Annotated in this window: 12 protein-coding genes and 1 pseudogene; 9 read left to right on the top strand and 4 right to left on the bottom strand. The window is 70.0% G+C overall.

Annotated features, from left to right (window positions below):
• Positions 1-186: 186 nt before the first annotated feature.
• From OG798_RS50675 to OG798_RS50665, 3 genes are all read left to right on the top strand, one after another.
• Positions 187-813 (top strand): DUF1345 domain-containing protein, encoded by a 627-nt coding sequence (locus OG798_RS50675; protein ID WP_328759618.1) that lies wholly within the window; start codon positions 187-189, stop codon positions 811-813.
• A gap of 79 nt (positions 814-892) precedes the next feature.
• On the top strand, positions 893-2608 hold the full coding sequence (locus OG798_RS50670; protein ID WP_328759617.1) for an FUSC family protein: 1716 nt from the start codon (positions 893-895) through the stop codon (positions 2606-2608).
• Positions 2609-2759: 151 nt separating this feature from the next.
• Entirely contained in the window at positions 2760-5108 is a 2349-nt protein-coding gene (locus OG798_RS50665; protein WP_095850374.1) for an FdhF/YdeP family oxidoreductase, read from the top strand.
• A 19-nt stretch (positions 5109-5127) separates the two neighbouring features.
• Here OG798_RS50665 and OG798_RS50660 read toward each other — a convergent pair whose 3' ends face one another.
• The gene (locus OG798_RS50660) at positions 5128-6060 is read right to left on the bottom strand and encodes a LysR family transcriptional regulator (RefSeq protein WP_328759616.1); all 933 of its coding nucleotides are present in this window, start codon (positions 6058-6060) and stop codon (positions 5128-5130) included.
• A 109-nt stretch (positions 6061-6169) separates the two neighbouring features.
• Here OG798_RS50660 and OG798_RS50655 point away from each other — a divergent pair, with 109 nt between their 5' ends.
• The gene (locus OG798_RS50655; RefSeq protein WP_328759615.1) at positions 6170-7057 is read left to right on the top strand and encodes an SDR family NAD(P)-dependent oxidoreductase; all 888 of its coding nucleotides are present in this window, start codon (positions 6170-6172) and stop codon (positions 7055-7057) included.
• A gap of 1 nt (position 7058) precedes the next feature.
• Positions 7059-7238, top strand: a pseudogene (locus OG798_RS50650) (SDR family NAD(P)-dependent oxidoreductase); the annotation flags it as partial.
• Between the two features lie 69 nt (positions 7239-7307).
• On the opposite strand, the gene OG798_RS50645 reads toward OG798_RS50650, so the two are convergent.
• Positions 7308-8255, bottom strand: coding sequence for a helix-turn-helix transcriptional regulator (locus tag OG798_RS50645; protein WP_328759613.1), 948 nt, complete (start codon positions 8253-8255; stop codon positions 7308-7310).
• A 167-nt stretch (positions 8256-8422) separates the two neighbouring features.
• On the opposite strand from OG798_RS50645, the gene OG798_RS50640 reads away from it, so the two are divergent.
• The 4 genes from OG798_RS50640 to OG798_RS50625 all read left to right on the top strand — a co-directional run bounded on the left by OG798_RS50640 (position 8423) and on the right by OG798_RS50625 (position 13135).
• Positions 8423-9823, top strand: a complete 1401-nt coding sequence (locus OG798_RS50640) for an MFS transporter (RefSeq protein WP_328759612.1) — start codon at positions 8423-8425, stop codon at positions 9821-9823.
• 94 nt (positions 9824-9917) lie between these two features.
• Positions 9918-10952: an alcohol dehydrogenase catalytic domain-containing protein gene (locus OG798_RS50635; RefSeq protein ID WP_183126897.1), complete on the top strand. Its 1035-nt coding sequence runs from the start codon at positions 9918-9920 to the stop codon at positions 10950-10952.
• 119 nt (positions 10953-11071) lie between these two features.
• Positions 11072-11920 (top strand): aldo/keto reductase, encoded by an 849-nt coding sequence (locus OG798_RS50630; protein ID WP_328759611.1) that lies wholly within the window; start codon positions 11072-11074, stop codon positions 11918-11920.
• Positions 11921-12022: 102 nt separating this feature from the next.
• Positions 12023-13135 (top strand): serine hydrolase domain-containing protein, encoded by a 1113-nt coding sequence (locus OG798_RS50625; protein ID WP_328759610.1) that lies wholly within the window; start codon positions 12023-12025, stop codon positions 13133-13135.
• A 95-nt stretch (positions 13136-13230) separates the two neighbouring features.
• Here the strand turns inward: OG798_RS50625 and OG798_RS50620 are convergent, their stop codons facing one another.
• Positions 13231-14151 carry an NADP-dependent oxidoreductase gene (locus OG798_RS50620; protein ID WP_328759609.1) on the bottom strand — a complete coding sequence of 307 codons (921 nt, stop codon included), beginning with the start codon at positions 14149-14151 and terminating at the stop codon, positions 13231-13233.
• A gap of 169 nt (positions 14152-14320) precedes the next feature.
• Positions 14321-14968, bottom strand: a complete 648-nt coding sequence (locus tag OG798_RS50615; RefSeq protein ID WP_328759608.1) for a hydrolase — start codon at positions 14966-14968, stop codon at positions 14321-14323.
• Positions 14969-15048: the final 80 nt, after the last annotated feature.

The raw sequence follows: 15048 nt of genomic DNA, 5'->3' as shown, positions 1-15048 counted from the left end.
CGGACACCACCGACACCGCGGTCGTGGCCCCGCCGCCGGTGACGGCCCCCAGCCCGCCCCCTTACAAACAACTCGCACGGCGCGTGGACGTCCCGTACGTCCGGCCGCAGGCGGGATCCGTCACCCCCTGGTCCCGCTCTCGCCGTGCCGAGCAGCCACGAAGCACTACCGTTGTGGCTTGTGAGCGTGAGCATCCGTTTGTCGCTTTCCGCAGTCCCACGGCTCGCCATCGCGGTCGCCGTCGGAGCGGGGGTCGGCGTGGCCGTCGCATTGTCCAGCGACACACCGCTGGCCATTCTCGCGGGTATCGCCGCGACCCAGACAATCTTCGTGGTGGTCGGCTGGATCGTGCTGTGGCCGATGGACGCCGCCTCGACCCGAGGCAACGCTCGACGCGAGGACCTGCGCCCCGTCCTCGAGGAAATCGTCGTCGTCACGGTCGCTCTGTGCGGTCTGGTCGGCATCGTGGTATTCCTGCTCGGCAACTCCGACACCGGCCATGCCGCGACGGCGTTGCTCGGCGTGTTCATGGCCTGGGCGGCACTGCATCTGATGTACGCCACCCGCTACGCGTACGTCTACTACGTGGATTCCGGGGGCGGGATCGATTTCAACTCCGCCCAGCCGCCGGCGTACCGGGACTTCTTCTACTTCAGCTACAACCTCGGCATGACCTACCAGGTCTCCGACACCGACGTCTCCAGTGCGCTGATCCGCTCGATGGTGCTCCGGCACACATTGCTGTCGTACGTCTTCGGCACGAGCATTCTGGCTACCGCCATCAACCTCTTCGCAGGAATCCTCGTTCACTGATCTCGAAGAAGTGGGCAGATGTGGCAATTCCATGGGTGGATCGCGCCATTGTCATGGTGTCCCGGACGGTCTCGGTACCATGTCCCGCCATCACCGCACCACATTGACGCGCGTACTCTCGCCGCGCGGCGCGCTCACCCTGCACGCAGTGGACGGAGCGCTCCTCTTCGCTCTGCGCGCGGCGCTGGCCATGGCACTGCCCGCGGTGCCGTTGGTGCTCTCCGGACGAACCGCGCTCGCCGTCTTTCCCATGCTGGGCGCGTTCACCACCACGTTCGGGCGCAACCTGCCCTACCGCCGTCGCGCCCGCGTCCTCGCCGTGGCCGCGGTGGCCATGACGATGTGCGTCGGCCTCGGTGCGACGCTCGCCGCACTGACCGATCCGCGAGCGGGAGGTGTCGGCACTGCCGTGGTGATTGCCGCGATGGCGGTCACGGCCGGCCTGGCGAAGTTCCTCTGCGACGCGACACGGCTGAGTGGCCTCGGTGCCGTGCTGATGCTCTTCTCGTTCGCCGTGGCGGCCAACGGCCCAGCCGACAGGCTCACTGATGTGCTCTCCGAGACAGGGCTCGCCGCAACGGGCGCGGCCACTGCCTGGGCACTGGCACTGGTGGGCTGGGTCGTGCACCCGGACCGCCCGCAGCGGCTCGCGGTGGCCGTGGCCCTCCGCGAACTCGCCGACCTGGTGGAACAAGGCGGAGGAGCCCATGGCGCCGTGCACACACGGCACCGGGCAACCGCCGCCGTCCTGCGGGCGTATCAGTCGCTCGGCCTGAGCCCCCTGACAGCCGATCAGCGGCACGGCGAGCGGAGCGGGACATGTGTCTTCCTGACCGACCTCGCCTGGTCGCTCCTGATCACCTCCGTACGCCGGCAGACTCCCGACGCCCCGACAGCGCGGTACCTGCGTGTGCAGGCTCGGTACCTGACCGTCAGGTACCGCCGTCCCCCAGCCCCGCTGCCGCACCCGATGTTCCCGTCCGCCCCGTCCGCAGATACGGCACCCGGCCATCCGGACGCGGCCGGTCCCGCGGCCCGGCGCGCGGCCGAACTGACCGTGGGGACCGGTGCCGGCAGCCCGGGCCATGTCGCGGTACTTGTCGTCCCCGCGTTCCGGATGGCTCTCGGCACCGGCCTGGCAGGTGGCCTGGCCGCGTTCCTGAGCTTTGGACACGGTTACTGGGCCGCACTCTCCGCGGCCGCCGTCCTGCATTCCGTCAACGTCCGCTCCACCTTGGAGCGTGCCCTCCAACGCACCCTGGGCACGGCGGCCGGGCTCTTGATCGCGTTCGGCGTGCTGGCCACCCACCCGGCGCCGACGGCTCTCGTCGCCCTGATCGTGCTCTTCGAATTCCTGATGGAATACACGGTGGCCCGGAACTACGGTCTCGGCGTCGTCTTCCTCACGCCGCTCGCACTGCTGATGAGCGACCTGGCGTCCCCGGCCCCTGCGGGAACGCTCGTCCACGACCGGACGCTGGGCAGCGTCCTCGGCATCCTCGTCGGGCTGGCATGTGCCCTGCTGGTCGTCCACGGGCGTCCGGCAGCACGTGTGGAACGAGCGCTGGCCGCGTGCGGCGAAGCATCCGAACGCGCCGAACAGGCATTGGCCGACTCCGCCGCCGTACCGCACCCTGCCGTTCAGACACAGCTGGCCGTGGCAGTGGTGGAGCTGCGCGAGGCGGACGACGCCGCCGCCGGGGAGCTGTACGCGGCGGATGTCGACCCCGGCCAACTGGCAGCCGCGGAGCAGCGCGCCTATGTGCTGCTCGAGCGCCTTCATCGGACCACATGAATCCCGCACATACGACCGACGCGGACGACCGGCGGGCGCCACATGACGACCGTGGGGTGCGTATGCGTCTGCGGCCCGTTTGAGGGAGCCACAGGATGGTTGTAGCGTTTCCACATACTCCTTCGGCGACAGATACGAAGGGCTGACCAGCATGACTACCTCTGATGCCGACAAGGCTGTCGCGGACGACGAATCGCCGCACGGCGCGGAGACACCGGCTGGGGGCGAGGGACCCACCACCGAGAAGCAGTCGTCGCAGCGGGCCTACCATCATCCGGCCGCCGGCTGGGGTGCGGCCAAGAGCGTCACGCACGTCCTCCTGCGGGAACACACACTGATCGACGGGCCACGCGCCATCTTCAAGATGAACCACGAGAGCGGGGGGTTCGACTGCCCGGGCTGCGCGTGGCCCGACGACACCAAGGGTCTCAAGCTCGACATCTGTGAGAACGGCATCAAGCACGTCACCTGGGAGATGACGCCCAAGCGTGCCGGACGTGAGCTGTTCGCCGCGCACTCCGTCTCGGAGCTGGCGACATGGACCGACTTCGCGCTGGAGGACACGGGCAGGCTGACGGAGCCGATGGTCTACAACGAGGAGACGGACCACTACGAGCCCATCACCTGGAAGGCCGCGTTCGAGCTCGTCGGAAGCGAGCTGCGGGCCCTCGACGACCCGAACGAAGCCGCCTTCTACACCTCTGGACGGCTCGGCAACGAGGCGACGTTCCTGTACCAGTTGATGGCCCGTGAGTACGGCACCAACAATCTGCCCGACTGCTCCAACATGTGTCACGAGGCGTCAGGACGCGCCCTGCAGGCATCGCTCGGCACCGGAAAGGGCACGGCCGACCTCGCCGACTGGGAGAGTGCCGACGCCCTGTTCATCATGGGCGTCAACGCGGCCTCCAACGCTCCGCGCATGCTGACCGCGCTCGCCGAGGCATATCGGCGGGGTGCGCAGATCGTGCACGTCAATCCACTCATCGAGGCGGCCGCCACCCGGACCATCGTTCCGCACGAGTTCGTCGACATGGCCCTGTTCAAGTCGACGCGCACGAGCACGCTCAACCTGCAGGTCCGTGCGGGCGGCGACATGGCGCTCCTGCGTGGCATGGCCAAGGCGGTGATCGAGGAGTCGGCCTCGGACCCGAAGGCACTCGACCGCGAGTTCATCGACCGCCACACCCAGGGATTCGAGGAGTACCGGGCCCTGTGCGAGGCGACACCGTGGCACGAGCTGGAGCGCCAGTCCGGGCTGACGCGCGCGGACATCCTGAAGGCCGCCGACGTGTATTCGCGGTCCGACCGGACCCTGATCAGCTGGTGTCTGGGGGTGTCCCAGCACGAACACGGTGTGGACACCGTTCGGGAGATCGTCAATCTCCTGCTGCTGCGCGGGAACCTGGGGCGCGAGGGCGCCGGGCCGTCACCCGTGCGCGGGCACAGCAACGTGCAGGGGAACCGTACCTGCGGCATCGACCACCGGCCCACACCCGAGTTCCTCGACCGGCTCGCCGACGTCTGCGGCATAGACCCTCCCCGTGCGCACGGGCTGGACACGGTCGGCGTGGTCGAGGGGATGCACCGGGGCACGGTCAAGGTGTTCGTCGGAATGGGCGGCAACTTCGCGATGGCCGCCCCCGACACCTCGTACACCGCCGAAGGACTTCGGCGCTGCGGACTGACGGTCCAGGTCAGCACCAAGCTCAACCGCAGCCACGTGGTCCACGGCAGGAAGGCGCTCATCCTGCCGTGTCTCGGCCGGACGGAGAAGGACCACCAGCGTCGTGGGCCGCAGTCCACCTCCGTCGAGGACTCCATGAGCATGGTGCACCTGTCGCTCGGCATGAAGCGCCCGGCGTCGCCGCATCTGCTGTCCGAACCCGCCGTCATCGCCGGCATGGCGCGGGCGACTCTTCCCGACAGCGCCGTCCCGTGGGAGCAGTACATCGAGGACTACGACCGTATCCGGGACACCATGGCCCAAGTCCTGGACGGCTTCGAGGACTTCAACCGCCGCGTCCGGCTGCCGCTGGGGTTCCGGATCAAGCAACCTGCCCGCGAACTCGTCTTCCTCACCCCGTCCGGCCGCGCCGAGTTCTCCGCCGCCGTACTGCCGGATGTCGTGCCCAAGGACGACATGTTGGTGCTGCAGACGATGCGCTCCCACGACCAGTGGAACACGACCATCTACTCCGACGACGACCGCTATCGGGGTATCAAGAACCTGCGCACACTCGTCCTCATGAACCGCGCCGACATGCGCTCCCGTGGCATCATCCCCGGCAGCCTGGTCGACATCACGGCCACCTCCAAGGACGGCAGCAAGCGCTCCCTCACCGGGTACCGGGCGTTGAGCTACGACATGCCCCGTGGCTGCGCGGCGGGGTACATGCCCGAGATGAACGCCCTCATCGGCGCGGCCGACTACAGCACGCAAAGCGATCAGCCGCTGATGAAGACCGTCAACGTCCGTGTCACGCCGAGCCGGCTGTGACATGGGAGAACCGGGACCGTCACGGGTCTGAGCCCGACGGGTCACCATCGAGCGCCGCGGCACGCAGGGCGGCTGCCACACGCGTCACCCGTTCGCTCGGCGGCTGGGGAAGACGGGCCAGGAACAGACGCCGCTGCTCCTGAGGCCCACCGCGCACGGGAAGGATGCGTACCCCCGGTGGTGCCGCCTCGATGAGTGCGGGCGGCACGGTCGTCAGCCCGCACCCGGCGGCGACGAGGTGAAGCTTGGCCAGCCAGTCGCGGGCGGTGTGGGCGATCTCGGGCCGTTCGTCCAGACCGGGCCACACCCCCATCAGCCGGTCCTCGCCGGAGGAGGAGCCGGCGATCCAACGCTGCCCGCGCAGATCGGCCACGTCGACGAAGTCGCCGCGGGCGAGCGGGTGGGTGGCGGGCAGCGCCAGGCACAGCGCGCGTTCGGTGAGCGTGTGCAGAGTCAGTGGAGGCGACTCGGCGTCCGGCGGCCGGAAGGGCGGCGCCGACGCCAGGAGGGCGAGGTCCAGGCTGCCGGCCCGCAGGGCGCGCACGAGCGCCGGAGTGCTGCCTTCGCGGCTGACGATGTGCAGGCCGGGGTCCGTGCGGCGCAGCGCGACCAGGGCTCGGGGCAGCAGAACGGCCCCGGCACTGGGGAACCATCCCAGCCGGACCGTCCCGGTCTGCCCGGGCAGGCCGGACAGTTCGCGCGCGGTCGCGTCGATCTCGTCGAGCACGGTCGTCGCACGGCGCATGACGACGAGGCCGGCCGCGGTCAGCCGTACTCCGTCGCGCCGCCGCTCCAGCAGCTCGGCTCCTGCCGCGCGTTCGATCGCGGCGATCTGCCGGGACACGGCCGACTGGGTGTAGCCCAGCGACGCCGCGGCCGCGGTGAAGGTCCCCTGTTCGGCCACGGCGCGGAAGACGCGCAGCGCGGTCAGTGACACATCCGTGAAGTCCATGATGCTTCCAAATCCGTGATCAACGATCACTGGCCCATGCCGATTACGCATACTAGCTGTGCGTAAATCTCGTTGGACTCATGACCGCCGCGTTTCTAGCGTGGCATGCATGAACGCTTCGCGCATCGCCCTCGTCACGGGCGCCAACCAGGGACTCGGACGTGCGCTCGCCGAAGGGCTGGCGACCCGTATGGACCCCGACGACCTCGTACTGCTCACCGGCCGCAGCCACCAGCGTGTCTCGGACGCCGCCCGCGAAGTGGCGCACCTGCCAGGCACACGCAGCCATGTCCAGGGCCAGGTCCTGGACGTCACCGACACCGACGACATCGCCCGACTCGCCGACGAACTCCGGGCACGGCACGGCGGCGTCGATGTCGTGCTCTCCAACGCCGTCGCCCGACTGCTGCCCGAGGAGTCCCAGGCCGAGCGCGCCGACGAGTTCATCGACGTCTCCAACACCGCCACCCACGCGATCCTGCGCTCGTTCGGACCCGTCCTGCGTCCGGGCGGCCGACTGATCGTCGTGGCCAGCAGCCTGGGCACCCTCGGCCACCTCGATCCGCGGCTGCACCACCTGTTCGACGGGGCGAGCCTCGACCAGGTCGAGTACGCCGTCGAGTCCTGGCGCAGCGCCGTCCACAACAAGACCGCCGAGGAGGCGGGCTGGCCACGCTGGCTGAACGTGCCCTCGAAGGTGGCCCAGGTCGCCGCCGTCCGCGCGGTCGCGGCCGAACGCCGCGAGCGCGACCTCGCCGACGGGACCCTGATCGCCTCCGTGTGCCCCGGCATGGTCGACACCGCCACCTCCCGGCCCTGGTTCAGCGACTTCAGCCAGGCCCAGTCGCCTTCCGAGGCCGCCCGTGCGGTGCTCGACCTGGTCTTCACCGAGCACGTCGATCCCGCCCTCTACGGCGAGTTGATCCGCTTCGGCAAGGCCCTGCCCTGGCACGGCGGGACGCCGCCGGTGGAGCAGGACCGACTGCTCAGGCCCTGACGGCCCTCTGCATGTGCTGGTGAACAACGCGGGTGTCATGGCCTGTCCCGAGAAGTACACCGAACAGGGCTGGGAGTGGCAGTTCGCCACCAACCATCTCGGCCACTTCGCTCTCACCACCGGCCTGCACTGCACGTTGGCCGCCGACGGCGCCGCCCGCCTCGTCGTGGTCGAGGGTTCCCGCCCGCCTCATCAAGACCGTCGAGCAGGGCGGCCACGCCGTCGATCCGGACTGCCGTGGAGGTCTCGGTCAGGGCTGTGAGTGCGGTTGCTGTTCCGGCTTCATGTCCCGGTGCCCGGCGGGCTCGAGGGCGATCGCGTCGAGCAGGAGCATTGCGTCGTGGTCGGGGGTGCCGGGTTCGGCGGTGTAGACGCCGAGGCGTTGGCCCGGGGTGCCTTCGAGGTTCATGCTCTGACCGCTGAGGGTGAGGACGCCGACCTGGGGGTGGTGGAAGGTCTTCTGGATCCTCTTGCGTCCGACGACGTCGTAACGCTCCCACAGTTTGGCGAAGTCGGGGCTCTTGAGGAGGAGTTCACCCACGAGGTGGGTGAGGTCGGGGGCGTCGGGGGCGGTGCCGGCCAGGCTGCGCAACCTGGCGACGCAGCCGCGCACCAGCTCGTCCCAGTCGGGGAAGAGGGTGCGCGCGGTGGGGTGGAGGAAGAAGTAGCGGGCCAGGTTGCGCTGTGTGGCGGGCCAGTCGGCGAGGCCCGCGTACAGGGCGAGGCCGCCGGGGTTCCAGGCGAGCAGATCCATGCTGCGGCTGATGATGTAGGCCGGGCTCGGCCGGAGCGCCTCCAGGACCAGCTTCAGGTGCGGGCGCACTGTCCTGCTGGGCGGCGGCGGGGGTTCGGGGGCGATGGGGGTCCCCCCGCTCGAGCGAAGCCGAGAGTGGGGGAGGGCGGCGCGGGCGGCGAGCTCGCGCAGGTGCTGGTGCTCGGCGTCGTCGAGGTGCAGGGCGCGGGCGAGGGCGTCGAGCACGGAGGGGCTTGGGCGGGTCTCCTTGCCGCGCTCCATGCGGACGTAGTAGTCGATGCTCATGCCGGCGAGCGTGGCCAGTTCCTCGCGGCGCAGGCCGGGGGTGCGGCGCAGGCCTGGCCCCACGGTGAGGCCGACCTGGTCGGGGCGGGTCTGGGTGCGGCGCGCGCGCAGGAACTGACCCAGCTCCGTACCGCCGCCGCTGCTCTGCGCGGATGCCATACGGTCAGTGTCACACCGCGCTGACCTGTGTAGCAGGCGTGTGGGGGGCCCTGTCATTACCCCCGAACGCCGATCCCCGGCACAGCCCGGCCTGCCACTGCCGCCGCGAAGGCGCGAGGCTCGATCTCCGTCAGCACCTCGCCCGTCCCAGTGCAGGAGATCGTCCGGTGTCCACGCCCGCCTCGCCCGCCCCTCTCCAGGCCACCTCTGTCGGCCTGCCACCGCGCAGCAGGTCCGGTGGGCGCCCGGCGCTGGCCGCCGTGCTGCTCGGCTTCTTCACGATCATGGTCGACGCGATGATCGTGAACGTCGCGCTGCCCTCGATCGGGCGCGGCTTCGACAGCGGGATGACCGGGCTGCAGTGGGTGGTCGACGGCTACACCCTCACCTTCGCCGCGTTCCTGCTGTCCGCGGGCGCGATCAGTGACCGTGTCGGGGCCCGCCAGGGGTTCGCCGGGGGCCTGGGCCTGTTCGTCGTGGCGTCCGCGGTGTGCGGGATGGCGCCGAACCTGGGCGTTCTGGTGGCGGCGCGGCTGGTGCAGGGGGTCGGGGCCGCGATGGTCGTACCGTCCTCCCTCGCCCTGCTGCGGGAGGTCTTCCCCGACCCGGCGGCGCGAGCGCGGGCCGTCGCCCTGTGGGGTGTGAGCGGCTCCGTCGGCTCGGCGGCCGGGCCCGTGGCCGGTGGTCTGCTCACCGTGATCGACTGGCGGTTGATCTTCTTCGTCAATCTGCCCGTCGGTGCGGTGGCCCTCGCGTTCCTCAAGCGCGCCCAGCCCTCCCCGCGCCGGTCGGTGCCCTTCGACGGGACCGGCCAGGTCGCCGCCGTCGCCGCCCTTGGCGGGCTGACGTACGCGGTCATCGAGGCCGGTGCCGACGGGTTCGGTACCGCGCGGGTCCTGGTCGCCTTCGCCGTGGCGGTCGTGGCAGGCGTCGGCTACGTCGTCGCGCAGGCCCGCGGCCGGCATCCGATGACGCCGCTGCCGCTGCCGCGCTCGCGCACGATGTCACTCTCGGTCGCCATCGGGTTCGCCCTGAACATCGGCTTCTACGGAATGATCTTCCTGCTGGGGCTGTACCTCCAGCAGGTGCACGGGCTGAGCGCGCTCGCCACCGGCGTGGCCTTCCTGCCGATGACCGTGCTCACCTCTTTCATCAGCCCGGTGGCCGCCCGCCTGTCGATGCGGTTCGGTGCGCGGATGCCGGTGATCAGCGGTCAGTTGCTGATGGTCGCGGGCCTGCTGGCCATGGTGGCGGTGCCCGCCGGAGCGCCGGTGTGGCTGTCGGTGGTGCTGATGATGCCGGTCGGCGCCGGCGGCGCGATGGCCGTGACCGCGCTGGTGGCGCTGCTGCTGGACAGCGTGCCCGCCGAGCGGGCCGGCGTCGCCGGTGGTGTGCTGAACGCCGCCCGGCAGCTCGGCGGCGCCCTGGCAGTCGCCGCCTTCGGAGCGCTGGTCGCCGACCGGGCCGGGTTCGTCGACGGGCTGCACACCAGTCTGCTGATCGCCGCGGCGACGGTGGGGGTGACTGTCCTGGCCACTGTGAGCCTGCGACCCGCTCCTCATACGTGACCGGCCTCCGCGCAGCTCGGGCCCCACAGACCGACAACACACCCCGCTGACCACACACCCCGTCTACGACACACCCAGTAAGGACAGATCCCTCATGCGAGCAACCTTCATGTACGGCGCGGGCGATGTACGCGTGGAGCACGCGCCCGACCCGGTCATCCAGCAGCCCACCGACGCCGTCGTACGAGTCGTCCTGTCCTGCGTCTGCGGCAGTGACCTGTGGCCGTACAAGTCCATGCCCGCCGGCGAACAGGGGCGGCCCATGGGCCATGAGTTCCTCGGCGTCGTCGAGGAGACCGGCTCCGACGTGACCGGAGTGCAGCGCGGTGACATGGTGGTCGCGCCGTTCACGTACTGCGACAACACCTGCGACTACTGCCGCAAGGGCCTGCACTCCTCGTGCCGCAACGGCGGCCGCTACGGCTGGGGTGGCGTCGACGGCGGGCAGGGCGAGGCCGTCCGCGTGCCCCAGGCCACCGGCACGCTCGTCAAGCTGCCCGTCGGCGAGGACTCCGAGCTGCTGCCTTCCTTGCTGTCCCTTTCCGACGTGCTGGGCACCGGCCATCACGGCGCGGTCACCGCCGGTGTCACCCGCGGTGACTCCGTTCTGGTGATCGGCGACGGAGCCGTCGGACTGTCGGCGGTGCTGGCCGCGAAGCGACTGGGCGCCGAGCAGATCGTCCTGATGGGACGGCACACCGCCCGCACCGACCTGGGGCGGGACTTCGGTGCCACGGACGTCGTGGCCGAACGCGGTGAGGAAGGCATCGCGCGCGTCCGTGACCTGACCGGCAGCCGCGGAGCCGATCGCGTCATCGAAGCCGTCGGCACCGAGCAGGCCCTGCAGGCGGCCTTCGGCTCCGTCACCGACGGCGGCGCCATCAGCCGCCTCGGCGTACCCCAGTACGAACTGGGCCCCATCGGCCCGGCCATGATCATGCGGAACATCACCCTGACCGGTGGTGTCTCCCCGGCCCGCGCGTACATCGAGGAACTTCTGCCGGACGTCCTCGACGGCACGCTCGCCCCCGGGCGCCTCTTCGACCGCGCCGTCGGCCTCGACGAAGTCCCCGACGGCTACCGCGCCATGGCCGATCGAGAGGCCCTCAAGGTCCTCATCCGCCCCTGAACCGGACGGTGCCCGCTTCGGCAGAGGGCTGGAGACGGCCACAGCGCCGGAGCGGCCGGTCCATCGACGGCCTCAGTTGTTCCCGACGATGGCCTCAGCTGTTCCCGAAAGGAAATCCCATGCAGACCGTGATCCTCAACAACGGCGTCGAAATGCCGATCCTCGGTTTCGGTGTCTTCCAGATACCGCCGGAGCAGACCGAGCAGGCGGTCACCGAGGCCCTCGCCGCCGGCTACCGACTGCTCGACGCCGCCGCCGCCTACCTCAACGAGGAAGCCGTGGGCCGAGCCATCAAGAACAGCGGCATCCCGCGCGAGGAACTGTTCGTCACCACCAAGCTGTGGATCCAGGACGCCGGTGAGGAGACCACCAAGCGCGCCTTCGAGACGTCGCTGGGCAAGCTCGGCCTCGACCACCTCGACCTGTACCTGATCCACCAGCCTTTCGGCGACGTCCACGGCTCCTGGCGCGCCATGCAGAACCTGCATCGCGAGGGCCGCATCAAGGCGATCGGCGTCGCCAACTTCCACCCCGACCGGCTCGTCGACCTCATCGTCAACAACGACGTCACGCCCGCGGTCAACCAGATCGAGACCCACCCGTTCTTCCAGCGCGCCACCGACCAAGAGGTCATGCGCGAGCACGGGGTCCAGATCCAGTCGTGGGGCGGGTTCGCCGAAGGCCGCAACAACCTGTTCACCCACCCGGTCCTGAGCGAGATCGCCGACAAGCACGGCAAGTCCGTGGCACAGGTCGTGCTCCGCTGGCTGTCCCAGCGCGGCATCGTCGCGATCCCCAAGTCGGTCCGCGCCGACCGTATGGCGGAGAACATCGATGTCTTCGACTTCGAGCTCACGGACGATCAGATGGCGTCCATCGCGGGCCTGGACACCGGCAGGTCTCTCTTCTTCGACCACCGTGACCCGGCCGCGGTCAGTCGGCTCACCGGCCTGCGCATCCACGACTGACCCGGCGAACGGCCCCGGCCGGCCTACTTCTCGCGGCCGGGCGCGGCGTCGTCGCGGATATTCGGTTGACCACGGTGGTGCGGTGCGGGCTAAGTTCCGCGCATGGCCGAGATTCAGGGTTCGTACGACGATCTCTTCTCCGCGGTACCCGGCGCACTCGCCGAGTTGCTCGATGCCGGAGACGTGGGCGCCTCGGTGGCGGTCTTCGTGGACGGTGAGCCGGTGGTGGACGTCTGGGGCGGATTCACCGACACGGATCGCACGGTCCCGTGGCAGCGCGACACGATCGCGGGCGTCTGGTCGGTCACCAAGACGATGACGGCGCTGTGTGCCCTGGTCCTGGCCGACCGCGGCGAGCTCGACCTGACCGCGCCGGTCGCCCGGTACTGGCCGGAGTTCGCCGCGGCGGGCAAGGACGGGGTGCTGGTGCGGCACCTGCTCGCGCACACCGCGGGCCTGCCCGACTGGGACGGGCCGACGACGGCCGAGGATCTCTACGACTGGCCGTCGGCCACGGCGCGGCTCGCCGCGCAGGCTCCGCGCTGGGAGCCGGGCACCGCGGCCGGATACCACTCGCTCACCCAGGGGTTCCTGGTCGGCGAGGTCGTGCGCCGGATCACCGGCCGCGGCCTGGGCGAGTTCTTCGCCGACGAGGTGGCCGGGCCGCTGGGCGCGGACTTCCACATCGGGTTGTCCGCCGAGCACGACCACCGGGTCGCGCTCGCGATCCCGCCGCTGTCGCGCGACGAGGACTACGTGTCGAGCGCCCCCGGCAAGACCGCACCCCCTACCGCCGGAGGTGGGATACGGGTCCGTGACGGGAACAGCGTCGCCTGGCGGCGCGCGGAGATCCCCGCGGCGAGCGGATTCGGCAACGCCCGCTCGGTCGCCCTCGTGCAGTCGGTGATGGCGTGCGGCGGAACGGTGCATGGGGTGCGGCTGCTGTCGCAGGCCGGCTGTGCTCGTGCGTGGGAGGAACAGTTCCGTGGCGAGGACCGCCTCCTGGGCATGCCGATGCGCTACGGCATGGGGTACGGCCTGTTCGGCACTACGTACGGCTGGAGCGGCTGGGGCGGCGCGACGGTCATGATCGAACCCGACGCGCGCATGGCGGTGTCGTACGTGCCGAACCAGATGCGCGAGCCCGGGGACGACTACCGGGGACTCGAGGTCGTGATGGCGGCCTACGACGGGCTCAAGGGCCTGCGCGCCTGACTTGTCGTCGGGCGCGCATCAGGATCCGGCGGAGGTCGGGTACCCGTACGTGGACGGGGTGACCGTTGGGTTCTGGGTGTCTGGGGAGCGTTCCCCTATGCGGGAAGCAGCACGATCTTGCCTCCCAGATGCCCCGCCTGGCTGACCTGCAGCGCGTCCGCCGCCTCCGCCAAGGGGAAGGTACGCCAGATCGGAACCCTCAGCCGTCCCTGCTCCATGAGGTTCAGAATGTCCCGAAGGGCTTGGGCACCGTTCTCTCCCGGCGCGCTCATGTGGACCTGGATGCCGGTGTCCGCGGCGTCGAACGCCACGAGGGTGAGGACGCGTGCCGGGCCGCCCGCGAGGTCGATCGAGTCCGGGATCTCACCGCGGCCGGAGGCGTCGAGGACCGCGTCGACGCCCTGGGGAGCGATGGCCCGTACGCGGTCGACCAGCCCCTCGCCATACGTGACAGGTTCCGCGCCGAGCGAGCGCAACTGTTCGTGGTTGGACTCGCTCGCGGTGCCGATCACCCGCGCGCCACGGGCCACTGCCAGCTGCACGGCGAACGTGCCCACCCCGCCGGCGGCGGCATGCACCAGCAGCGTCTCCCCCTTGGCGATCTCGAGCTTGTCGAGCACCTCCCAGGCGGTGATGCCCGGGCCTGCCAGGCTCCCCGCCACCTCCCAGGAGACGGAGGCCGGCTTGGCGACCAGCACGGCAGGGTCGGCGAGCGCGGACTGGGCGTAGGAAGGGGTGATGGACGCCCCCAGCACCTCGTCACCCACCTCGAAAGCGGTCACCCCTGCTCCGACCTGGTCGACCACGCCGGCCACGTCGGACCCGAGACCCGCCGGAAGATCGAGGGGCATCACCTGGCTCATATAGCCACGCAGGATCTTCCAGTCGATCGGATTGACCCCCGCGGCCCGCACCACGAGCCGTACCTGGCCGGGGCCCGGAGTGGGCGGCGGCACATCCACCACACTCAGCACGTCGGTGCTGCCGTATTCGGAGAACTGCACTGTGAGAGACATCTGCTTCGGCTCCAAGCTGTCAGGGGCGACTACTTGTGCGGGACGGGCACGACGGCATCACTCACCGTACGGCCCCGAGTGAGCGCACTACGGCCGGCGGCCGCTTCGCCCGCGGGCGCACAGGATCGCCCTGGTCTCGGCGCGCGGGCCTTCTGCGGTGTCCATGGCGTCAGCCGCCGACTCCCGCGTGGCAGGCGAGAAGCTGCGCCTCCCAGCCGAAGGCGACACCGTCGTACTCCGTCTGGGCCTGGGCCACCGCCGGCACGGCCTCCTCCCGGATCCCGTCGCACTGGAGCTCACCCGCCAGGGCCGACCAGGTGATCGGAACAACGCCCGCCCGAGCCATGCGCCGGACGGCCATGTCGTGGGCCTCCTTCGACACACCGCCCGAAGCGTCGGTGACGACGTACACCTCGAAACCCTCACCCGTGGCATGTATCGCCGACATCGCCACACAGATCTCGGTCCAGAGGCCGGCGATGATCAGCTTCCTGCGCCCGGTCGCCTTGACGGCCTCCACAACGCGATCATCCTGCCAGGCGTTGATGAACGTCCTGTCGATCGGCTTCTGCTCCGGGAACACGTCCTGCAGCTCTTGGACGAGATAGCCGCCGCGCCCCTCCGCCACGGTCGTCAGAATGGTCGGGACACCGAATGCCTTGGCGGTCTCGGCAAGACCGACGACATTGTTGACGATCAGCGTCGGCTCATGGCTGTTCACGTTGGCGACATGGAACGGCTGATGGTCGATCAGTACGAGAACGCTCTCCTCAAAGGTCGGCAAAGCCTGAAGTCCGGTCCTGGCTACCGCGCTCATGGGAACCTCTCCGAGTGTCCGCGCCCGCGGACATAGGCAGAACGCCTTCGATCTCGATGCCGGGAATGCGGTCAGCGGTG

This window comes from Streptomyces sp. NBC_00271 (assembly GCF_036178845.1).
Classification (GTDB): Bacteria; Actinomycetota; Actinomycetes; order Streptomycetales; family Streptomycetaceae; genus Streptomyces.
This window is presented reverse-complemented; position numbering and strand designations above follow the sequence as displayed.